20 protein-coding genes are annotated in these 19,891 nt (G+C 69.2%); 14 read left to right on the top strand and 6 right to left on the bottom strand.

The features are described from left to right. Window positions 1-23: 23 nt before the first annotated feature. The 8 genes from pabB to OHB24_RS04240 all read left to right on the top strand — a co-directional run bounded on the left by pabB (window position 24) and on the right by OHB24_RS04240 (window position 6,268). On the top strand, window positions 24-1,364 hold the full coding sequence (gene pabB, locus OHB24_RS04275; protein ID WP_327637623.1) for an aminodeoxychorismate synthase component I: 1,341 nt from the start codon (window positions 24-26) through the stop codon (window positions 1,362-1,364). Beyond that, window positions 1,361-2,059, top strand: a complete 699-nt coding sequence (locus tag OHB24_RS04270; protein WP_327637622.1) for an aminotransferase class IV — start codon at window positions 1,361-1,363, stop codon at window positions 2,057-2,059. The genes pabB and OHB24_RS04270 overlap by 4 nt, the downstream gene beginning before the upstream one ends. Window positions 2,060-2,130: 71 nt before the next feature. Beyond that, a complete protein-coding gene (locus OHB24_RS04265; RefSeq protein WP_327637621.1) occupies window positions 2,131-3,030 on the top strand; it encodes an SPFH domain-containing protein in 900 nt (299 codons plus the stop codon). A 172-nt stretch (window positions 3,031-3,202) separates the two neighbouring features. After that, window positions 3,203-3,412, top strand: a complete 210-nt coding sequence (locus OHB24_RS04260) for a hypothetical protein (RefSeq protein WP_131334948.1) — start codon at window positions 3,203-3,205, stop codon at window positions 3,410-3,412. Next, entirely contained in the window at window positions 3,405-4,190 is a 786-nt protein-coding gene (locus tag OHB24_RS04255) for a GOLPH3/VPS74 family protein (RefSeq protein WP_327637620.1), read from the top strand. The genes OHB24_RS04260 and OHB24_RS04255 overlap by 8 nt, the downstream gene beginning before the upstream one ends. Window positions 4,191-4,245: 55 nt before the next feature. Beyond that, window positions 4,246-4,608 (top strand): GntR family transcriptional regulator, encoded by a 363-nt coding sequence (locus tag OHB24_RS04250; RefSeq protein ID WP_327637619.1) that lies wholly within the window; start codon window positions 4,246-4,248, stop codon window positions 4,606-4,608. Beyond that, a complete protein-coding gene (locus OHB24_RS04245) occupies window positions 4,608-5,504 on the top strand; it encodes an ABC transporter ATP-binding protein (RefSeq protein ID WP_327637618.1) in 897 nt (298 codons plus the stop codon). The genes OHB24_RS04250 and OHB24_RS04245 overlap by 1 nt, the downstream gene beginning before the upstream one ends. Then, window positions 5,501-6,268 (top strand): hypothetical protein, encoded by a 768-nt coding sequence (locus tag OHB24_RS04240; RefSeq protein ID WP_327637617.1) that lies wholly within the window; start codon window positions 5,501-5,503, stop codon window positions 6,266-6,268. The genes OHB24_RS04245 and OHB24_RS04240 overlap by 4 nt, the downstream gene beginning before the upstream one ends. 408 nt (window positions 6,269-6,676) lie before the next feature. Here OHB24_RS04240 and OHB24_RS04235 read toward each other — a convergent pair whose 3' ends face one another. The 4 genes from OHB24_RS04235 to OHB24_RS04220 form a co-directional block, all read right to left on the bottom strand. Next, window positions 6,677-9,316 carry a glycogen debranching protein gene (locus OHB24_RS04235; protein WP_327637616.1) on the bottom strand — a complete coding sequence of 880 codons (2,640 nt, stop codon included), beginning with the start codon at window positions 9,314-9,316 and terminating at the stop codon, window positions 6,677-6,679. 44 nt (window positions 9,317-9,360) lie between these two features. Beyond that, entirely contained in the window at window positions 9,361-10,365 is a 1,005-nt protein-coding gene (locus OHB24_RS04230; RefSeq protein ID WP_327637615.1) for a LacI family DNA-binding transcriptional regulator, read from the bottom strand. Window positions 10,366-10,440: 75 nt separating this feature from the next. Next, window positions 10,441-11,223 (bottom strand): LLM class flavin-dependent oxidoreductase, encoded by a 783-nt coding sequence (locus OHB24_RS04225; protein WP_327637614.1) that lies wholly within the window; start codon window positions 11,221-11,223, stop codon window positions 10,441-10,443. Between the two features lie 141 nt (window positions 11,224-11,364). Further along, the gene (locus tag OHB24_RS04220) at window positions 11,365-12,105 is read right to left on the bottom strand and encodes an SDR family NAD(P)-dependent oxidoreductase (RefSeq protein WP_327637613.1); all 741 of its coding nucleotides are present in this window, start codon (window positions 12,103-12,105) and stop codon (window positions 11,365-11,367) included. Window positions 12,106-12,222: 117 nt separating this feature from the next. Between OHB24_RS04220 and OHB24_RS04215 the strand changes: the two genes are divergently transcribed. From OHB24_RS04215 to OHB24_RS04200, 4 genes are read left to right on the top strand one after another with little or no spacing between them, the layout of a single operon-like run. After that, window positions 12,223-13,719 (top strand): AlkA N-terminal domain-containing protein, encoded by a 1,497-nt coding sequence (locus tag OHB24_RS04215; protein ID WP_327637612.1) that lies wholly within the window; start codon window positions 12,223-12,225, stop codon window positions 13,717-13,719. Between the two features lie 3 nt (window positions 13,720-13,722). After that, window positions 13,723-14,277: a GNAT family N-acetyltransferase gene (locus OHB24_RS04210; protein ID WP_327637611.1), complete on the top strand. Its 555-nt coding sequence runs from the start codon at window positions 13,723-13,725 to the stop codon at window positions 14,275-14,277. Next, window positions 14,274-14,765: a methylated-DNA--[protein]-cysteine S-methyltransferase gene (locus OHB24_RS04205; RefSeq protein ID WP_327637610.1), complete on the top strand. Its 492-nt coding sequence runs from the start codon at window positions 14,274-14,276 to the stop codon at window positions 14,763-14,765. The genes OHB24_RS04210 and OHB24_RS04205 overlap by 4 nt, the downstream gene beginning before the upstream one ends. A gap of 26 nt (window positions 14,766-14,791) precedes the next feature. Continuing rightward, a complete protein-coding gene (locus OHB24_RS04200; RefSeq protein ID WP_327637609.1) occupies window positions 14,792-15,349 on the top strand; it encodes a YdeI/OmpD-associated family protein in 558 nt (185 codons plus the stop codon). A gap of 3 nt (window positions 15,350-15,352) precedes the next feature. Here OHB24_RS04200 and OHB24_RS04195 read toward each other — a convergent pair whose 3' ends face one another. Both OHB24_RS04195 and OHB24_RS04190 read right to left on the bottom strand, forming a co-directional pair. Continuing rightward, window positions 15,353-16,570, bottom strand: a complete 1,218-nt coding sequence (locus tag OHB24_RS04195) for a cation:proton antiporter (RefSeq protein WP_327637608.1) — start codon at window positions 16,568-16,570, stop codon at window positions 15,353-15,355. Window positions 16,571-16,572: 2 nt separating this feature from the next. Beyond that, the gene (locus tag OHB24_RS04190) at window positions 16,573-17,049 is read right to left on the bottom strand and encodes a cation:proton antiporter regulatory subunit (protein ID WP_327637607.1); all 477 of its coding nucleotides are present in this window, start codon (window positions 17,047-17,049) and stop codon (window positions 16,573-16,575) included. Window positions 17,050-17,176: 127 nt separating this feature from the next. On the opposite strand from OHB24_RS04190, the gene OHB24_RS04185 reads away from it, so the two are divergent. Together OHB24_RS04185 and OHB24_RS04180 are read left to right on the top strand one after the other, a co-directional pair. Further along, the gene (locus OHB24_RS04185; RefSeq protein WP_327637606.1) at window positions 17,177-17,719 is read left to right on the top strand and encodes a PadR family transcriptional regulator; all 543 of its coding nucleotides are present in this window, start codon (window positions 17,177-17,179) and stop codon (window positions 17,717-17,719) included. Next, entirely contained in the window at window positions 17,716-19,728 is a 2,013-nt protein-coding gene (locus tag OHB24_RS04180) for an NADPH-dependent 2,4-dienoyl-CoA reductase (RefSeq protein WP_327637605.1), read from the top strand. Before OHB24_RS04185 ends, OHB24_RS04180 begins: the two co-directional genes overlap by 4 nt. Window positions 19,729-19,891 lie beyond the last annotated feature (163 nt).

Raw genomic sequence — 19,891 nt, 5'->3', positions numbered from 1 at the left:
CACGGGCTCGGTACCGTGTGCCTGTGAGTGCGCTGCGCTGGTCCATCCGGACGCTCGACCGGGCGCTCGACGGTGAGACGGTCTACCGCGAGCTGCTGGCCGCCGAGCCGGTCGCCTACTGGCTCGACGGCAGCCTGACCGACCGTGCTCCCCGCCGCATCTCAGTCCTCGGTACGACGACAGAAGCCGTCATCACCCGAGACGTGGCTGACGGCGACGTGTTCACGGAACTGAACGAGCTACTCGAGGCCCGCGCCGCGGAGCCGCCGCCCGAGCTGGACGGCCTGTTCTGCGGTGGGTACGTCGGCTACTTCGGCTACGAACTGAAGGCGCTGACCGGGGGAGTGGCGGCGCACGAGGCGTCGACACCGGACGCGCTGTGGATCTGGGCGAACCGGTTCGTCGTCATCGACCACGACCGCGACCTCACCTACCTGGTGGCGCTCGACGGCGAGGAGTGGTTGGACAAGGCCGAGGAGGCCTCGTCGAACTGGTGGATGGGCAGCGTCGACGTACCCGCGATCGCCCGGCTGGATCTCGAGGCGCACCTGGAGCAGGACAGAGCGACGTACCTGGACGGCATCGCGCGCGTCCTGGCCGAGCTCGAGGCGGGCGAGACGTACGAGGTCAACCTCACGAACCGGGTCCGCCTGCCCGCGGTCCAGGACCCGTTCGAGTTCTTCCGCTGGCAACGGTCCGCGAACCCGGCGCCGTACGCCGCCTTCCTCAGGTACGGCGATCTCGCGGTGGCGAGCTCGTCGCCGGAGCGGTTCCTGACCGTGGACACGGACGGTTGGGCCGAGTGCCGGCCGATCAAGGGGACCGCGCCGCGGGACCTCGACCCGGCGCAGGACCAGCTCGCGGCGAAGGCGCTGGCCGAGGACGACAAGACCCGCGCCGAGAACCTGATGATCGTCGACCTGATCCGCAACGACCTCGGCCGGGTCAGCGTGCCGGGGACCGTGAACGTGCCGCAGTTGATGCAGGTCGAGAGCTACCGCACCGTGCACCAGTTGGTGACGACCGTCCGCGGCCGCCTGCGCGACGGCGTGACCGCGGTGGACGCCGTCCGCGCCTGCTTCCCGCCGGGGTCGATGACGGGCGCGCCGAAGATCCGCACGATGGAGATCATCGACTCGTTGGAGGAGAGCGCGCGCGGGGTGTACTCCGGTGCGCTCGGCTATCTGACCGTGGACGGGCGGGCGGACCTGAGTGTGGTGATCCGGACGGCGGTGCTGACACCGGACGGGACCGTGGTCGGGGCCGGGGGTGCGATCGTGCTCGACTCCGACCCGGTCGCGGAGTACGACGAAATGGTGCTGAAGGCAATGGCTGCCGTCGGCGGACAAGGTGGGGGAGCATGACAGAACTGTTGGTGGCGGATTCGTTTCTGGTTGCCAATGGCAAGGTTCGAGGACTGGAACTGCACCGGGACCGGTTCGTCCGGTCCTGTGCCGCGGCCGGGGTGGCGGCGGAGCGGTTCTGGGACGAGCAGATCGGGCGGTTGCCCGGGTTCGGCCGGTGGTTCCCGCGGTTCGAGCTGAAGGCGCCGGGGGAGCTGGCGGTGCAGCTAAGGCCGGCGCCGCCGATCGGCGGCCGGGTGCGGGTCGCCGTCCTCGAGGGACCGGATCCGCGGACGGCGCCGCGGGTGAAGGGGCCGGACCTGGAACTGCTCGGCAAGCTGAAGGAGTCCGCGGCCGACCGCGCCGACGAGATCCTGCTGCTGGACACCGACGGGACGGTTCTCGAGGCGGCGTACTCGGCGGTCGCGTGGTGGGAGGACGACACCCTCTGCTTCCCGGAGCCGGACCGCCCAATGCTCTCTTCGGTCACCGCCCAGCTGCTCCGGCGGATCGCCGCCCGTCAGGGCATCGAGGTCGCCGAGCACTCGATCACCCCCGACGCCCTGCAGAACACCACCGAGGCCTGGCTCGTCAACGCCCTGCACGGCATCCGCCCCATCCACGCCTGGGGCCCCTCCGCCATCGACCCCCTCCCCAACTCCCAAGCCCTTGCGTGGCAGTCCGACCTGGAAGCCCTCGCCACCCGCCTCCCCTGACAACCCACGAGAGGCGTCTTGCAAATGTGATATCACTTTGCTACCTTCGAGCTATTCGAGAGGAGCTTGTGATGGTGGATGTCGCAGTGGAGATGCCGGCGCCGAAGGTGGCTGAGCGTGTGGGGCGGGAGCTGAACGGGTGGCCGATGGCGGCGCTCGCGCTGGTCCTGGCGATCGTCGGCGTGCTGTTGTCCGTGCTCAGTGCGGGCAACGTCGTCCTGATCACAGTGGGGATCCTGGTGTTCCTGGCCGCGCTGATCGTCGCGGGCGGGCTGACCGCCGTGTCGCCGGGGCGGGCCCGGGTGCTGCAGATCCTCGGGCGGTACGCCGGGACGATCCGGACGGACGGTCTGCGCTGGGTGAACCCGATCTCCACGCGACGCGAGGTCTCGACCCGGATCCGCAACCACGAAACAGCCGTTGCCAAGGTCAACGATGCCGACGGCAACCCGATCGAGATCGCGGCGGTCGTGGTGTGGCAGGTCGAGGACACCGCGCAGGCGATGTTCGAGGTGGACGACTTCGTCGAGTTCGTGGCGATCCAGACCGAGACCGCCGTACGGCACATCGCCAACAGCTACCCGTACGACGTACACACCGAGGACGGCGTGCTGTCGCTGCGGGACAGCACCGACGAGATCACCGAGACGCTGTCGGCAGAGATCGGTGCCCGGGTGCATGCGGCCGGCGTCCACGTGATCGAGTCCCGGATCACGCATCTCGCGTACGCGCCGGAGATCGCTCAGGCGATGCTGCGCCGCCAGCAGGCCGGTGCGGTGGTCGCGGCCCGGCAGCGGATCGTCGAGGGCGCGGTCGGCATGGTCGAGCTGGCGCTGGACCGGCTGTCGGAGCACGACGTGGTCGAGCTCGACGAGGAGCGCAAGGCGACGATGGTCAGCAACCTGCTGGTGGTGCTGTGCGGCGATCGCGACGCGCAACCGGTGGTCAACGCCGGCTCGCTCTACCAGTGAGGCTCGAGGGCATGTCTCCCGATCCATCGCCTACTGCGGGGCACTCGGCACGGCACCTCGCCGCACGGGTGCAAAGGCCACGATGCTCCGCATCGAGACCTTCGCCCCCGCACGCCGAGCTACCGCACCGAGCACCTCCTCGCTACGGCGCGGGATCGGGAGACGTGCCCTGATGCCTGCCGAACGGAAGAAGATCCTGCTCCGGCTGGATCCCGCGGTGCACGACGCGCTCGCCCGCTGGGCGGCCGACGACCTGCGCAGCACGAACGCCCAGATCGAGTACCTGCTCCGCCGTGCCCTGGCCGACGCCGGCCGCCTTCCGACCGGCGTAACGAAGCAACGCCGCCCGGGCCGGCCGTCCAAGGAGGACAACGATGAGTAGAGCTGTGGTGACGCCGCTGCGGCGGCCGGAACGCTCGACGTCGGCCAGGCAACCGGCCCGGCCCCGAAAGACAGTTGCGCTCGGCAACGCGACTGCCCCGAACTCCTTGGCTGCAAGGGTTTTTCTGCTGGCCTACGATCCGGAGCGCGGGCGGCTGACGGCCCGCTCGAAGTTGGGCAAGGTGCTGCGAGCCGCGGTCCTGGTCGACCTGCAGCTCAACGGCCACATCGAAGACGAGGACGGCCGCGCACGGGTGACGACGCGATCGCGCTCGGCTGGATCCCACGCAGCCGGATTGCGCTCAGCTGGATCGGGATCCGCGTCGGCGCCGGTTGATCCGGTGGTTGCGGGGGTGCTTGAGGAGTTGCGGGCGGTGGGGCCGCGGCGGTGGCGGCACTGGATCGATCGGCGGGCGGGCGTGACCATCCGTCAGGTCCGTGACGAGCTCGCCCGCGCGCACTTGATCAAGGTCGAGCCGTATCGCGTCCTCGGTCTCTTCCCGGCGGCCCGCATCACGCTCCGCCACCCTCTGGTACGCCGCCACATCCTCCAGAGTGCCCGCGACACCCTGCGACCGTCCCGGCTCGTCTCACGAGTCGACCTCCGCGACGCCGCCGTCGTCGTACTCGCGTCAACCGCGGACCTGCGCACGGTCGTCACGAAGGAGCAGCGCACGCGGCACAAGGATCGCCTCGCCCAGCTGGCGGTCCGCGTCGGTCCCGTCGTACCGGCCCTGAAGAAGTCGCTCCAGTCGCAGGCCTCCTCCGCCGGAGGCTGACCCTCCGATGGTGCTATGGTTCGTTACTCAGGTAACGAACCGAGGAAGGGGGTGGATGGTGTTCGACGACCGGAGTCCGATCTACCTGCAGATCGCCGAGCAGATCAAGAACGACATCGTGACCGGCGCGCTGGCCGAGGACGAGCAGGTGATGTCGACCAACCAGTACGCCGCCTTCTACCGGATCAACCCGGCCACCGCGGCCAAGGGGTTCGCCCAACTCGTCGACGACGGCGTCCTGTACAAGAAGCGCGGGATCGGCATGTTCGTCGCGCCGAACGCCCGCGACCTGCTCCGCACCGGCCGCCGCGACTCGTTCTTCGCCGAGGTCGTCGACCCGATGATCCGCGAGGCCAAGGCGATCGGGATCCCATTGAAAGACATCCTCCAGCACATTCGTTCGTACGGAGAAGCCTGATGACCGCCGCCCTGACTGTCAGGACCGAGGACCTCTCGGTCCGGTTCGCCGGTGTGCCCGCGCTGGATCGGCTCGATCTGCGTCTCGCGCCCGGGAAGATCCACGGGCTGCTCGGCCGGAACGGGTCCGGCAAGAGCACGCTCGCCGCGACGCTGGCCGGGTTCCGGCGGCCCGACGAGGGGCGGGTGCTGATCGAGGGCGGCGACCTCGGTACGGCGCAGGAGCCGTACGAGAACGCGGTCGTGACGAGCCGCGTGTGCCTGATCCGCGAGTCCGGTGACCGCCCGGACGCCGTACCCGTCAAGCACGCGGTGGGGCTTGCCGCGGCGCTGCGCCCGTACTGGGACGCGGACCTCGCCGGAGAGCTCCTGGACCGCTTCGAGGTCCCGCTGAACAAGAAGATCCAGAAGCTCTCCCGCGGTAAGAAGTCCGCGCTCGGTGTGGTCCTCGGCCTCGCCAGCCGCGCCCCGCTGACGATCTTCGACGAGAGCTACCTGGGTATGGACGTCCCGTCCCGGAACCTCTTCTACGACATGCTGCTCGCCGACTACACCGAGGTGCCGCGGACGATCGTGCTCTCCACCCATCTGGTCAGCGAGGTGAGCGCGATGCTCGAGGAGGTCGTGATCCTCGACCAGGGCCGCCTCGTCACCCAGTCGCCGGTGGACTCGCTCCGGGGGCGTGGCGCCTCGATCGTCGGACCGGCCGCGGCCGTCGACGAGTTCACCGGCGGTTTCACCGTCCTCGCGGAGGAACGGCTCGGCGGCACCAAGTCGACCACGGTCCTCGGCGACCTCGACCCGGCGCTGCTCGCCCAGGCGACCGCCGCCGGCCTGGAGATCGGCCCGGTCGGCCTGCAGGATCTCTTCGTCCATCTCACGGGGGTCAAGTCATGAGTACGGCGGTCCAGACCACCAGGACGCTGCCGCGCGGTGTCACCGACTGGCATCGGCTCAAGCATGTGCTGCGCGCACTGGCGGTCGGTCTGCGGCCGATGCTGCTCGGCTACTGGGCGGTGATGGTCTTCGCGTTGTTCCTCATCGGGGTCGTCTTCCAGATCCTGTCCAACGGCGTCAGCACCAGCGCATGGGACTACGGAACCCAGTCGCCGAAGTACTTCTCGATGGCCCTCGGCATCACCGTCACCCCGGCGTACTTCTCGCTGCTGATCTCGCAGGGCATCACCCGCCGGATGTTCTCAGTTGCCGCAGGCATCTATCTCGCGGCCGCCGCGGCGGCCACCTCGCTGCTGTGGGTGCTGGTCTACCAGGTGGAACACGCGCTGTACGCGTCGCAGGGCTGGCCGGACGAACTGACCAACCCGCACCTGTTCACGAGTACGTCGCAGGTCGGTCTGGTGTTCGCCGAGTTCTTCTTGATGATCGTCGCCCACGAGGTGACGGGCTGGCTGCTCGGCATCACGTTCGTCCGGTTCGGAGTCTGGCGCGGCATCCTGCTGCTGCCGCTCGCCCTCGTGCCCGCGGCGGCGGCCGAGTTCCTGCTCGTCGCGCAGTGGCTCGCGGACGTGCTCGACAACATCGGTTACCACCGGCCACCACTCGCCGTCGCCGCACCCTCCGTTCTCGTGGTCAGCGTTCTCGGCGTGTACGGCGGGTACCGGCTCCTGCACCCGCTGGCAGTCAAACCACCTAAGGGCTAAGGAGGTTATGCACAGGGGGTGTGCATAACTCGGACGGTTTCTGTGGATGGCTGCGGTATCACTGTGGACGACCGAAACTGTTGCCTGGAAAGGGTTGTGCCAAGCCTGCCGACAGCGGTAGAAAGGTCGACACGCTGCTTCGATCGGAGTGGCGGGTCGAGCGGAAACCGAGGGCCCTCGCGGTGGGGATCCCCACCGAGGTAGACCGGTGACGGGGTCTGCCGGCCTCCACGGACCCGTATCGGGAAGCTGGAGACGTCACCTTCCTTCAGCTGTGCGAGCCCCTCCGACTCATACTCGGAGGGGCTCGCCTTTTCCTACCAAGACTGCGCAGTACCGGATTCCGGGCATAGCAAAGCCGGCCGGTGCGCAGAACGGTTGCGCACCGGCCGGCTCGGGGACCTCAGGTCACTTCAGAGTGATCGTCAGTGTCGTGTGCGCACCGCGCGCCGGCACCTGGACCTCCGTCCCGCGGCTCGTGGTCACGAGCTTGTACTGCGCTGCGTGACCGTCGACCGTCACCGTCTGCACCTTCGCGCCGGTCGGCAGTACGGCGCCGACCGTCAGCGCCGCGCCGATGCCCTTCGCGGTCACCTCGGTCGACAATGCCTTACCTGTAAGGCGTGCCGACACGTCGACCGCACCGCGGCCGACCCGGATGTTGCTACCGGCCACCTTCTGCTGGCCTTCCGGGAGTTGCGGTACGACGGCGATCCGCCCGTGTCCCAGATCGGGATCGACGCCGAGCTGCTGGTGGACCACCGGCCAGAGGATGCCGTACGCGCCCCACGCCTGCAGCGTCATCGAGCGGTCGTAGAACGGCCGGCCGATGTTCGCCGGCGAATCCGGCGACGGAGCGATCTCCGGCATCGCACCCGGTGTCTCCCAGACCGACGGGTCGAGCTGGATGCGGGCGTTGCCGGTCGTGTACCGCTGCTGCTGCTTCACGCCCAGACGACCGAAGTTGCCTTCCGCAACCGCCATGATCGAGGTGTTCAGGCCGAACATGGTGCGCTCGCTCTGGACCTGGGAAACGACCGGGTCACACGAGTCACCACGATTGCCGCCCTCGGCGGACGTCGGGCCGCTGCCGGTGTGGAACAGCCCGAATTCCCCTGTGTAGCAAGACGTTTCGCGTTGGTCGAGCGCGGTCTTCGCGTGCTCGGCCGACGCCAGCGGCGACGTCTGGCCCGGACGGGTCAGTACCGCTTCCATCGGCGTGACACCGATCCAGTGCCGCTGGAAGATCGGCGTGTTGTCGTTCGCGGGGTTGGCCGGGTCGTCGACCGAGTCGGCGTACCCCTTCGCGGCCGGCACCCACCACTGCGCCTCGAACTTGGACTCGAGGTCGTTGGCGCGGCTGGTCGCCCACTGCTGCACCTTCGTGTCGTGCTTGGACGCGGCGAGGTCGGCCAGGTCCCGCAGACCGCGAGCGAGGTACACGGTGCTGTCGAGCTTCTCGACGCCCATGCCCGCGCGTTCGACGTTCGCCAGGCCCTCGGGCCAGCCGTCGCTGTCCTTGTCGAGGGACTTGTAGATGTACTGCAGGTTCCGGACGCTGAAGTCGTACATCTCGTCGCGGAACTTGTTATCGCCGGTCCACCGCCACAGCAGTGCGACCGTACTCGGGAACTTCACCGTCTCGTCGGTGTTGCCGGCGCTCTGGTTCGAGCCGAAGTACACGTCGCCGGTCGGCGTCACCTCGTGCGCCACCTTGCCGCTGCGGTTGTTCAAGAGGTCGCTGATATCGCGGAGCGCCCGCAGGTGCTCCTTCACGGTGTCGAACTGTCCGGCGGCGACGGCAGCGAACGCGGTGTACTCGCCGTCGGTCGCGAACAGCCACGGATAGTCCGGGAAGCCCGCGCCGAACCAGCGGGCGGTCGGCACCGTCCCGACCGGCGCCGGGTAGTCCTTGCCTTCGTTCACGTCCCGGATCTGCAGGTTGCGCGCCTCCTGGACCGAGTCCGCGAGGTTCTGCTTGCTCCACTCGACGCTCTGCTGCAGGAGACGGTCACCAGGAAGGTCCACTGCGGACTGCGCGTCGATCTGTTGCCGCGCGGTGGTCTTTGCCCGCAGCAACTTGTCCGGGTTGCTCAGGGCCTTGCCGTACTCGCGTTCCGCGGCCCGGCTGCCTTGATCGGATCCGGCGACAGCGAACCAGATCGTCTTCTGCTGACCAGCCGCCAGCGGTACGTCGTACGTGAGCCGGCCGCCGGTGCCCTTCCCGACAAGCGAGTCGTCGCACCGCGCGGGCGTCGTACCGTCGGCCGGACACGTCACCGCGGGGCTCTGCGGTCCGCGGTGGTCCGCGCCGAGCTGGTGGCTCGTCGGACGCAGGGACGATCCGACGAACGCGGCGTAGTCGTGCGTGGTCGCGTTCGGGTACGACGGGGTGCCCTGCTCGCGGAAGCGGAGCGCGCCTTCGCTGAAGTCGCCGGTGTCGGGCAGGTTCGCGTCCGCGGCACTCGGCTTGGTCCAGCCCCACGGGTACGGCTGCATCAGCTCGGAGTGCGCGTCGACGTCGAGCTTGACCGTCTTCGCCGTACTCGAGCTGAGCGTGAGTCCGACGAGCGTGGCGCGGATGCCGTCGGGGACGAAGTCGGTACGGCGTACGTTCACGGCACCGGAGTAGTCGATCCGGCTGTAGCCGTGGCCGCTGGTGTACTTCGCGGCGGGCACCTGCTTGCCGAGCCAGTTGCCGTCGAGGCCGAACCAGATGCCGTCGAGGAGTTTGATCGGCTGCGACCAGATGCCGCCCATCTCACCGCGGACGTGCCACCCGGCGGCCGGGTAGAGACCGGACTCGTCGCCCATCGCGTAGGCGCGGTCGCCGACGACGAGCGAACGGCGGTCGGTCAGACGGGTGGTCTCCGAAAGTTCGGATGGTGTCGTCGCCTGGGTTGCCGCAGTTGCGGCGGTGCCGGAAGAGCCGGCGGTGGCCGAGGCGTTGCCGGCCAGCACGACGGCGGTCGCCAGCAGGGCGACGCCGGCGATCTTCCGCACCGGTTTCCGGCGGGGTGGGGTTCGGTTGGTCGGATAGGGAGTCATGGCGGTTCCTCCTTCTCGCGGCGCCCGGGGAGAAGCGCCGAAAATCAGCCAGGGGCCGAGCTGCCCCTGATCACCAGTTCTGGCCGCAGCAGGCGTTCGACCGGGCTCCCGTTGCTGGAGCCGGTCAGGATCGTGATCAGCTCTTCGGCGATCTGGTCCATCGGTTGCCGGAGGCTGGTCAGGCCCGGGGAGACGACCTCGGCGAGCGGGGAGTCGTCGAACCCGGTGACACCGACGTCGTGGCCGGGGGTGAGGCCGCGGCGGGTGAGCTCGCGGAGCGCGCCGAGCGCGAGAATGTCGCTCAGGGCAACGATCCCGTCGACGGTCCGGCCGGCGTCGAGCAGCCGCGCGGTGGCGCGGGCGCCCTCCTCGATGCTGTCCTCGCGGCACCGGACGGTCAGCCCGGTCGTCGGTAGGCCGAGATCCTTGCAGGCGTCACGCCAGCCGCCGACGCGATCCTCACCCAGACCTGACGACTTCGGCCAGCCCAGGAAGGCGATCCGGCGACGGCCGCTCTCGTACAGGTGCCGCACTGCCATCGCGGAGCCGGCCGCACCGTCGACATCCACCCACGGGCCGGGTTGCGTGGTCTGCTTCCACACCCGGCCGAAGCTGACGAACGGGATGTCCTGTTCCTTCAGCCAGCCGTGCCGCGGGTCATGTGTCTCGGTCTGCGACAGCACGAACCCGTCGACCATCCGGCGGGCGTGCAGGTCGTCGTACGTCGGCATACCGTCGACGCCGCCCGGTGCGGTGAACAGCAGGATGTGCCGGCCGGTGCGTTCCGCGGCGGCGCAGAGCGCGTGCAGGAACTGGTCCATCACTAGGTGCGTCTGGTTCGGCCAGCTCGGCACGCAGTACCCGATCAGCTCGACCGCGCTGGTGCGGAGACTGCGGGCGTTACGATTGGGCCGGTAGTTGAGTAGCTCGATGGAGCGGTTCACTCGTTCGAGCGTGTCCGCGCGCAGTCGGTGCGGGGCGTTCAACGCGTTCGACACCGTCTGCACGGAGACCTCGGCGTGGGCGGCGACCTGCTTCAAAGTAGCCACAGCGACCTCCCACGGGGGTTTTGAACGTTAAAAACACCGGCAGTCTCTCCTGAGGCCGTTCGTGCTGTCAACGGTTCAGATCGTCGGGGGTCCTTGCTCGATGACGGCTCGCGTGTCCGCGACGGGCAGTGGCGGGATCCATCGGCCCCACCACGTCGCGCCAGCTTCCGCGAACGCGGCCGGGTCCCCGCCGCTCACCTTCACGTCGAGATCCCGGCCGCTGTCGGCTCGTAGTGCGCGGACGTCGTCCGGCGTGATGCGCTGGGGTGCATCGGTGCTGCCTTTGTACGCGCAGGAGCCGTCCCAGCGGAGGATTCGCCGCCGTACGGCCGGCACGAGAAAGTTGCCTCCTACCCAGATCGGGATCCGCGGCTCCTGCACTGGTCGCGCCGTCAGTTGCGCGTCGTCCAGCGTGTAGTGCTTCCCGCTGAAGCTCACCGGCTGCCCGGTCCACAACTCGTCGATGACCGTGAGTCCTTCGTCGAGCATCTCCGCGAGCACCCGCGGACTGTTGCTCTCCAGGAACGGATCACCCGGGTCCCCGATCCCGACGCCGAGGATCATCCGCCCGCCGGACAGATGATCCAACGCCACCGCCTCCGCCGCCACCTTCCACGGCCGCCGCCGAGGCAACGGCGTGACGGTGGTCCCGATCCGGATCCGCTCGGTACTCATCGCCATCGCCGCCAGACAAACCCACGGATCGTACGTCGGCTCCGACACGTCCCCCTGATAAACCAGATAGTCCTCCAGGAACAACCCGTCCCACCCGGCCCCCTCCACCACACGAGCGAGCTCCGCCAACCCCCGCGGATCCCGCCCCACCCCCACCGCCCCAACCGTCACCGAAAACCTCATACCCGCGACGCTAACCCGACCCACCGACGGTCCCTGTGTGCAGCTCGACAGGTAGTGCACCTGTGGGACGGTGTACGCGCGGATGAGATCACGCTCAGGTGCACTAGTTGCGGCCAGACACCTCCTGTCGGGACTGCACACTCAGGCGGTGTGGCCGCCGTCGATGGTTAGGGCGGTGCCGGTGATGTAGGTGGCGGTTGGGCCTGCCAGGTAGGTGATGGCGGCTGCTACCTCCGTGGCGGTGCCGAAGCGGGGGAGGGCCAGGTCGGCCAGTTGGGCGGCGGCGAACGGGCCGTCGGCCGGGTTCATGTCGGTGTCGATCGGGCCGGGGTGGACGACGTTGGACGTGATGCCGCGCGATCCGAGTTCGCGGGCGAGGCCCGTGCTCAGGCCGGTCATCGCGGACTTGCTCATCGCGTACAGCGTCATCCCGGGTCCGGGGACCCGCCCGGTCACGCAGCTGCCGAGGTGGATCATCCGGCCGCCGTCGGACAGTTGCGGTACGGCGGCCTGCGCGGCCGCATAGGCCCCGCGAACGTTGACCGCGATGACCCGCTCGACGTCGTCCAGCGAGAGGTCGCCGATCGGGGCGATCGCGCCGACGCCGGCGTTGTTGACCAGGATGTCCAACCCGCCAAGGGCTTCCGCGGCCCGCCGTACGCCGTCACCGACCGCCACCGCGTCACCCGAGTCGACCGCATAGGCGAACCCGCGCCGCCCGAGCGCCTCGATCTCCTTCACCACCGAAGCCGCTGCGTCCGCGGACGAGTGGTACGTGATCGCGACGTCCGCACCACGCTCCGCCAGCGCGACGGCGGTCGCCGCGCCGATGCCGCGGCTGCCGCCGGTGACCAGTGCCTTCTTGCCAAGTAGTTCGTTCATGCCTTCAAGTTCAGCGGCGCGACGACGGCGAAGCTGGCGAGAATCGGCCACCGGATCCTCGCGTCGCAAAGTCGCGACCGTCATACCGCCATGTCGCAAAACCGCTAGGAACTGTCGGTGGCGGCAGGGATGCTGGAAGACGTGTACGAGTGCAGGGAGCGATGCATCCGGGCGGTGCAGTCCAAGGACGCGCGGTTCGACGGGTGGTTCTTCACGGCGGTGCTGACCACCAAGATCTACTGCCGGCCGAGCTGTCCGGTGGTGCCGCCGAAGGTCGAGAACATGCGGTTCTACCCGAGCGCCGCAGCCGCCCAGCAGGCTGGGTTCCGCGCCTGCAAGCGGTGCCGTCCCGATGCGAGCCCGGGCTCACCCGAGTGGAACGACCGCGCCGACCTGGTCGCGCGAGCGATGCGCCTGATCGCGGACGGCACTGTCGACCGCGACGGCGTACCAGGGCTGGCAGCGAGGCTCGGCTACAGCGTCCGCCAGGTGCAACGCCAGCTCCAGGCCGAGCTCGGCGCCGGGCCGCTCGCGCTGGCCCGGGCGCAACGTGCACAGACCGCGCGGCTGCTGATCGAGACGAGTGAGCTGCAGATGGCGGACGTGGCGTTCGCCGCCGGCTTCTCGAGCGTGCGGACCTTCAACGAAACCGTGCAGGAGGTCTTCGCGCTCGCGCCGACAGAGCTGCGCCGCCGAGCCCGCCGGGGTACGACGTCCACCGCGCCCGGCACGATCTCGCTCCGGCTGCCGTTCCGCGCCCCGTTGACGCCCGACAACTTGTTCGGTCACTTGATCGCGACCGGCGTACCGGGTGTCGAGGAGTGGCGCGACGGCCACTACCGCCGCACACTGCGGCTCCCGCACGGCCACGGTGTCGTCGCGCTGCGGCCGATGCCGGACCACATCGCCTGCCAGCTCTCGCTGACCGATCAGCGCGATCTCGCGATCGCGATCAGCCGTTGCCGCCGGATGCTCGACCTCGACGCGGACCCGGTAGCGGTCGACGACCTGCTCAGCACCGATCCGGTGCTCGCGCCGCTGATCGTGAAGGCGCCCGGCCGCCGGGTGCCGCACACGGTCGACGGCGAGGAGTTCGCCGTACGCGCGGTGCTCGGCCAGCAGGTGTCGACGGCGGCGGCTCGGACGCACGCGCATCGCCTGGTGCTGCAGCACGGCGAGCCGATCGAGGACGCGGCCGGCGGACTCACGCATCTGTTCCCGACGATGCAGGCGCTCGCGGAGCTCGACCCGGAGACGCTGGCGTTCCCGAAGTCCCGCCGTACGACGCTCACCACGCTGATCGCGACGCTCGCGCGCGGGGAGATCGACCTCGGCGCCGGCGCCGACTGGGATCGTGCGCGCGAGCAACTGGCCGAGCTGCCCGGGATCGGGCCCTGGACGGTGGAGTCGATCGCGATGCGCGCGCTCGGCGACCCGGACGCCTTCGTGGCCAGCGATCTGGGCATCCGGTACGCCGCTCGTGACCTAGGCTTGCCCGAGGCCCCCAAACTCCTGACCGACCACGCCCGTGCGTGGCGGCCTTGGCGTGCGTACGCCGTGCAGTACCTGTGGGCCACCGGCGACCATGCGATCAACCAGATCCCCACGGAGTGACGAATGACCGAATTGACCACCGACCGGCTGCTGCTGCGGAACTGGCGCGACTCCGACCGGGAGCCGTTCGCCGCGCTGAATGCGGATCCGGCCGTGATGGAGCACTTCCCGGCTCCGCAGACGCGGGAGCAGAGCGACGGGCTGATCGACCGGAGCATTCCGATGATCGACGAGCGGGGCTGGGGGCTGTGGGCTGTGGAGGTCCGGGACACCGGTGAGTTCATCGGGTTCACCGGGCTGTCGGTGCCGAGCTTCGAGGCGCATTTCCTGCCGGGGGTCGAGATCGGCTGGCGGCTCGCGAAGGGTGCCTGGGGCAACGGCTACGCGACCGAGGCGGCGCGGGCGGCGCTCGCCCACGGGTTCGGGCCGGGCGGGCTGGACGAGATCGTGTCGTTCACCGCGACCCCGAACCTGCCGTCGCAGCGCGTGATGCAGCGGATCGGCATGGTGCACGACGAGCCCGGTGACTTCGACCACCCGCGCATCGCGGACGGCCACCGGCTGCAGCGGCACGTGCTCTACCGGATCGACCGCGCGCAGTGGGAGTCCACCCGGTGACGTACGCCGTCGTCGACAGCCCGCTCGGTCCCCTCACCTTGGTGGGGACCGATGCGGGCGAGTTGACCTGCCTGTACATGGACCGGCAGCGCTATCGCCCGGAGCAGGCGACCTTCGGCGATCGCGACGACGCGGCGCTCCCCGCGGTGGCCGAGCAGTTGGACGAGTACTTCCACCACGGCCGCACGACCTTCGACGTACCGATGCGGCTCGTCGGGACACCGTTCCAGCGCGAGATCTGGGCCGCGCTGCAGGACATCCCGTACGGCACGACCACGACGTACGGCGGTCTCGCGGAGACGCTCGGCCTGAAGCCGGGCTCCGCTCGCGCGGTCGGGCTGGCGAACGGGAAGAACCCGGTCAGCATCATCGTGCCGTGCCACCGGCTGGTCGGGTCGACCGGCAACCTGACCGGGTACGGCGGCGGCATCGAACGCAAGCAGGCGCTCCTCGACCACGAACGCGGAGAAAAACTGCTCACTGGATGAGCACTTATCCGGCGCATGCTGGTCTCATGAACGAAGACGAGGCCCTGAACTGCGCGGATGTCGACGAGTGGCGGGCCTGGCTGACCGCCAACGGCCGGAGCGAAAAGTCTGTTTGGCTTGTTGTGCATCGTGAGGCGGCCGGTCTGAACCTCGCGGCCGCGGTCGAGCACGCGCTGTGCTTCGGGTGGATCGACAGCAAGACGATCCGCCGCGATGAGCAGACGACGTACCAGTGCTTCACGCCGCGGAACCCGCGGAGCACCTGGAGCAAGGTGAACCGTGAGCGCGTCGAGCGGCTGACCGCGGCGGGGCTGATGATGCCGCCGGGTGAGGAGCTCGTGGCGCATGCCCGGAGCACCGGGACGTGGGATCTGCTCGCCGACGCGCAGAACCTGATCGTTCCGCCCGACCTGCGGGCCGCGCTGGCGGCCGACCCGCGGGCGGACGAGAACTTCCGGGCCTTCCCGCCGTCGGCCCGCCGAACGATCCTCGAATGGATCACCCTCGCCAAGCGTGCCGAGACGCGGGAGCGCCGGATCGCCGAGACCGTCGACCAGGCGGCCGCAGGAAACCGAGTGAGGTGACGGTCAGCTGGCTGTGTTTGCGGTGTCGTCGAGGCGTTCGGCGGCTGGGGCTTCGGCCGGTTTGGTGGGTTTGCGGGTCAGGCGGCGTGCCAGCGGCTCGGTGTAGCGGGCGGCGACCGGGCCGAGGATGACCAGGATCAGCACGTACGCCGTGGCCAGCGGACCGAGCTTCGGTTCGACACCGACCGCGAGGCCGGCGATGACGATCGAGAACTCACCGCGCGCGACCAGCGTCCCGCCCGCTCGCCAACGACCCGCGGTCGAGATGCCGGCGCGTCGAGCGGCGTACCAACCGGTGAGGATCTTCGTGAAGGCGGTGAGGATCGCCAGCCCGAACGCGATCGCCAGCACCGGCGGAATCTTCGCCGGATCGGTGCTCAACCCGAAGAACACGAAGAAGACCGCGGCGAACAGGTCGCGCAGCGGGCTGAGCAGATTGCGGGCGCCGTGGGCGACCTCGCCGGACAACGCGATGCCGACCAGGAACGCGCCGACCGCCGCCGACACCTGCAACTGCTGCGCGATTCCCGCAACGAGCAGCGTGAGGCCGAGGACGACGAGCAGCAGCATCTCCGGGTTGTCCGAGGAAACGGCCCGGCTGATGACACGTCCGTACCGGAGCGCGATGAACAGCACCACGCTCACCGTCCCGAGCGAGATGAGCAGGGTCATGCTCCCGCCGGCCAGACCGACGCCGGCCAGCAGCGCGGTGAGGATCGGCAGGTAGACCGCCATCGACAGGTCCTCGAGCACCAGGATCCCGAGGATCACCGGCGTCTCCCGGTTGCCCAGCCGGCCGAGATCGCCGACGACCTTCGCGATCACGCCGGACGACGAGATCCAGGTGACGCCGGCCAGTGCGACCGCCGCGACCGGACCCCAGCCGAGCAGCAACGCGACGGCCGCGCCGGGCAACGCGTTGAGCAGGAAGTCGACTGCTCCGGAGATGTACTGCGTCTTCAGCGTGCTGACGAGATCGGAGGCGGTGTACTCGAGCCCGAGCAGCAACAGCAGCAGGATCACGCCGATCTCGGCGCCGGTGGCGACGAACTCCTCGCTCGCGGCCAGCGGCAGGAAACCGCCGTGCCCGAACGCCAGACCGGCAAGCAAATAAAGGGGAATCGGTGAGAAGCCGAGGCGGCCGGCGATCCGGCCGAGGATGCCCAGGGCAAGGATGACCGCGCCCAGCTCGATCAGCAGGGCGGTGATGTTCTCGTGCATGCTCAGCCCCCCGCGATCAGATCGGCCACGGCGTCGACGCCCTCACGGGTGCCGACCACGACCAGGGTGTCGCCGATCGCGAACCGGAAGTCCGGCGTCGGCGACGGCGTCGCCCCGGTACGCCGCAGTACCGCGACGATCGACGCGCCGGTGCGGCTGCGGGCCTGGGTGTCGCCGAGCGTCCGGCCGGAGTACGGCGACTTGGCGGTGATCGGGATGTGCTCGGTGACCAGGTCGATCTCGATCTCGCCGCGGACCGGGTCGAGCTGCTCCGGGATCAGCAGCTGCGCGAGCGCGGCCGCCTCGCCCTGACCTAACGGCACGCTGGCCTGGCACTCGTCGTCGTCCTCGGGGTTGTGGAAGCCGAGGAACCGCCGGCCGTCGTTGTGCACCACCACCGACACATGCTTCCCCGCGTCGGTGACCAGGTCGTACCGCACACCGATACCGGGCAACGTCGTCTTGGTCGGGTGGTTCATGATGCTCCGATCAATAGCTGGCGTCTGCAACCATTCTCTCAAACTCCAGCAAGCTTGTTCGGACAAGTGGTGTGACCTGGGATGCAATCAGGTGCAGTGCAACTGATTGCATATGTAGGGTCGGGGCATGGCGCTGGAGCACGCGATTCTGGTTTCGCTGACCGAGCGGGCCGGGTCCGGGTACGAACTGGCCCGGCGGTTCGACCGGTCGATCGGGTACTTCTGGCCGGCCACGCACCAGCAGATCTACCGGGTGCTGCGGCGGATGGACGAGGCGGGCTGGGTCACGCACACCGAGATCGCCCAGGACGGCCGTCCGGACAAGAAGGTCTACCGGGTCGCGGCGGCCGGGCGTGCGGAGTTGTCGCGGTGGCTGGCCGAGCCGGAGGATCCCGCCGTACTGCGGGACGGCCTGGGCGTGAAGCTCCGCGGTGCCTCGCTCGGCTCGGTCGAGCTCGTGCTGAAGGAGATTGAGCGGCACCGGGCCGAGCACGCGACGCGACTCGAGGTGTACCGCGGGATCCAGCGACGCGACTTCCCGAAGCCGTCCGGCCTGCGCGGCCGCGAGCTGCACCAATACCTCGTACTGCGCGGCGGTGTCCGCGCCGAAGAGTCGTTCGTGAACTGGTGTGACGAAGTGATCGAAGCCCTCCGGAAGGACAACCGATGACTGCTTATCCACACCTGCTGGAGCCGCTCGATCTCGGCCATGTCGTGTTGCCGAACCGGGTGATCATGGGGTCGATGCACACCGGGCTCGAGGACCGGTTGAGCGATCTGCCCAAGCTGGCGGCGTACTTCGCCGAGCGTGCTCGCGGTGGTGTCGGCCTGATGGTGACCGGCGGTTACGCGCCGAACCGCACCGGCTGGCTGACGCCGTTCGGATCGACCCTCGTCAACCGGCGACAGGCCCGCAAGCATCGCCTCCTGACCGATGCCGTGCACGCCGAGGGCAGCCGGATCGCGCTCCAGATCCTGCACGCCGGCCGGTACTCGTACCACCCGTTCAGCGTCTCCGCCTCCGCCCTGAAGGCGCCGATCAACCCCTTCAAGCCGCGCGCCCTGTCCGACCGCGGCGTCCGCAAGCAGATCGAGGCGTACGTCGACTGCGCGGCGCTCGCCCGCGAGGCCGGATACGACGGCGTCGAGATCATGGGGTCCGAGGGGTACTTCATCAACCAGTTCCTGTCCGAGCGGACGAACAAGCGGACCGACCACTGGGGCGGCAGCCCGGAGAACCGGCGCCGGCTCGCGGTGGAGATCGTCCGGCGGACCCGGGAACGGGTCGGCGACGACTTCCTGATCATCTACCGGCTGTCGATGGCCGACCTGGTCGAGGGCGGGCAGACCTGGGACGACGTGGTTGCGCTGGGCAAGGAGATCGAGGCGGCCGGAGCGTCCATCATCAACACCGGGATCGGCTGGCACGAGGCGCGCGTCCCGACCATCGTCACGTCCGTGCCGCGCGCCGCGTTCACCAGCGTGACCGCGGCGTTCAAGCCGCACGTGAAGATCCCGGTCGTCACGTCGAACCGGATCAACCTTCCGCAGGTCGCCGAGGAGGTCCTGGCCCGCGGCGACGCCGACCTGGTCAGTATGGCGCGCCCGTTCCTGGCCGATCCGGAGTGGGTGCTCAAGGCAACGACTGACCGGGCCGACGAGATCAACGTCTGTATCGCCTGCAACCAGGCGTGTCTGGATCATGTGTTCGCGAAGAAGAAGGCGAGCTGCATGGTCAATCCGCGGGCGGCCCGCGAGACCGAACTGCAGTTGCTGCCGACCCGGCGTTCCAAGAGCATCGCTGTCGTCGGGGCCGGACCGGCCGGTCTGGCCGCGGCGGTGACTGCGGCCGAGCGCGGGCATCGCGTCGAGTTGTTCGAGGCGGATGCAGAGATCGGCGGACAGTTCGGCATCGCCCAGCAGATCCCGGGCAAGGAGGAGTTCGCCGAGACGATCCGGTACTACCGGCGGCGGCTCGAGCTGACCGGCGTCAAGCTGCACCTCGGACGCCGCGCCGGCGCCGACGACCTGGCCGGGTTCGACGAGATCGTGCTCGCGACCGGCGTCGTACCGCGGGTGCCAGCGATCCCCGGCATCGATCACCCCAAGGTGCTCTCGTACGTCGAGGTCGTCCGCGAACATCAACCCGTCGGGGACACGGTCGCGGTGATCGGGGCCGGCGGGATCGGGGTGGATGTCAGCGAGTTCCTGACCACGACGTCGCCGGATCTCGCAGGATGGAAGGCGGAGTGGGGTGTCGGCGATCCGACGCAGCTCCCGGGTGCGCTCGCCGTACCGCAGCCGGAACCGTCGCTGCGCAAGGTGTATCTGCTGCAGCGCAAGGCCGGGAAGATCGGTGCCGGGCTCGGGAAGACGACCGGGTGGGTGCATCGGGCGGCGCTGAAGAACAAGCAGGTCGAGCAGCTGCGGGGCGTGAACTACGAACGCATCGACGACGAAGGTCTGCATGTCACGTTCGGCCCGAAACGCGAGAAGGCGCGGGTGCTGGCCGTCGACACGGTCGTCGTCTGCGCCGGCCAGGAACCGGTCCGCGACCTCGCCGAGGCACTCCGCGCCACCGGCCGACCCGTCCACCTGATCGGCGGAGCGGACGTGGCCGCCGAACTCGACGCGAAGCGAGCCATCGAGCAAGCGACGCGGCTGGCTCTCGCGCTCTGAGGTGGACGTGGGCGCAGGCAGAACCCCTCGAATCAGGGGTCGGAGAGCGTAATGCACGGGTTCTGCCTGCATAGCGGTCCACCTAGTGCACCCCGCCCGGTGCACTAGTGCGCGCTGGCGTCACCCCCTTCACCTAGTGCACTGTACGGCGTACGCGCACTAG

The sequence above is a fragment of the Kribbella sp. NBC_00482 genome, assembly GCF_036013725.1.
Lineage (GTDB): Bacteria > Actinomycetota > Actinomycetes > Propionibacteriales > Kribbellaceae > Kribbella.
This window is presented reverse-complemented; position numbering and strand designations above follow the sequence as displayed.

Excerpts from the sequence above, each read along its gene's own strand:
- OHB24_RS04270 (WP_327637622.1), top strand. The coding sequence starts at position 1,361 with ATGACAGAACTGTTGGTGGCGGATTCGTTTCTGGTTGCCAATGGCAAG.
- OHB24_RS04265 (WP_327637621.1), top strand. The coding sequence starts at position 2,131 with ATGGTGGATGTCGCAGTGGAGATGCCGGCGCCGAAGGTGGCTGAGCGT.
- OHB24_RS04260 (WP_131334948.1), top strand. The coding sequence starts at position 3,203 with ATGCCTGCCGAACGGAAGAAGATCCTGCTCCGGCTGGATCCCGCGGTG.
- OHB24_RS04255 (WP_327637620.1), top strand. The coding sequence starts at position 3,405 with ATGAGTAGAGCTGTGGTGACGCCGCTGCGGCGGCCGGAACGCTCGACG.
- OHB24_RS04250 (WP_327637619.1), top strand. The coding sequence starts at position 4,246 with ATGGTGTTCGACGACCGGAGTCCGATCTACCTGCAGATCGCCGAGCAG.
- OHB24_RS04245 (WP_327637618.1), top strand. The coding sequence starts at position 4,608 with ATGACCGCCGCCCTGACTGTCAGGACCGAGGACCTCTCGGTCCGGTTC.
- OHB24_RS04240 (WP_327637617.1), top strand. The coding sequence starts at position 5,501 with ATGAGTACGGCGGTCCAGACCACCAGGACGCTGCCGCGCGGTGTCACC.
- OHB24_RS04235 (WP_327637616.1), bottom strand. The coding sequence starts at position 9,316 with ATGACTCCCTATCCGACCAACCGAACCCCACCCCGCCGGAAACCGGTG.
- OHB24_RS04225 (WP_327637614.1), bottom strand. The coding sequence starts at position 11,223 with ATGAGGTTTTCGGTGACGGTTGGGGCGGTGGGGGTGGGGCGGGATCCG.
- OHB24_RS04220 (WP_327637613.1), bottom strand. The coding sequence starts at position 12,105 with ATGAACGAACTACTTGGCAAGAAGGCACTGGTCACCGGCGGCAGCCGC.
- OHB24_RS04210 (WP_327637611.1), top strand. The coding sequence starts at position 13,723 with ATGACCGAATTGACCACCGACCGGCTGCTGCTGCGGAACTGGCGCGAC.
- OHB24_RS04200 (WP_327637609.1), top strand. The coding sequence starts at position 14,792 with ATGAACGAAGACGAGGCCCTGAACTGCGCGGATGTCGACGAGTGGCGG.
- OHB24_RS04195 (WP_327637608.1), bottom strand. The coding sequence starts at position 16,570 with ATGCACGAGAACATCACCGCCCTGCTGATCGAGCTGGGCGCGGTCATC.
- OHB24_RS04190 (WP_327637607.1), bottom strand. The coding sequence starts at position 17,049 with ATGAACCACCCGACCAAGACGACGTTGCCCGGTATCGGTGTGCGGTAC.
- OHB24_RS04185 (WP_327637606.1), top strand. The coding sequence starts at position 17,177 with ATGGCGCTGGAGCACGCGATTCTGGTTTCGCTGACCGAGCGGGCCGGG.
- OHB24_RS04180 (WP_327637605.1), top strand. The coding sequence starts at position 17,716 with ATGACTGCTTATCCACACCTGCTGGAGCCGCTCGATCTCGGCCATGTC.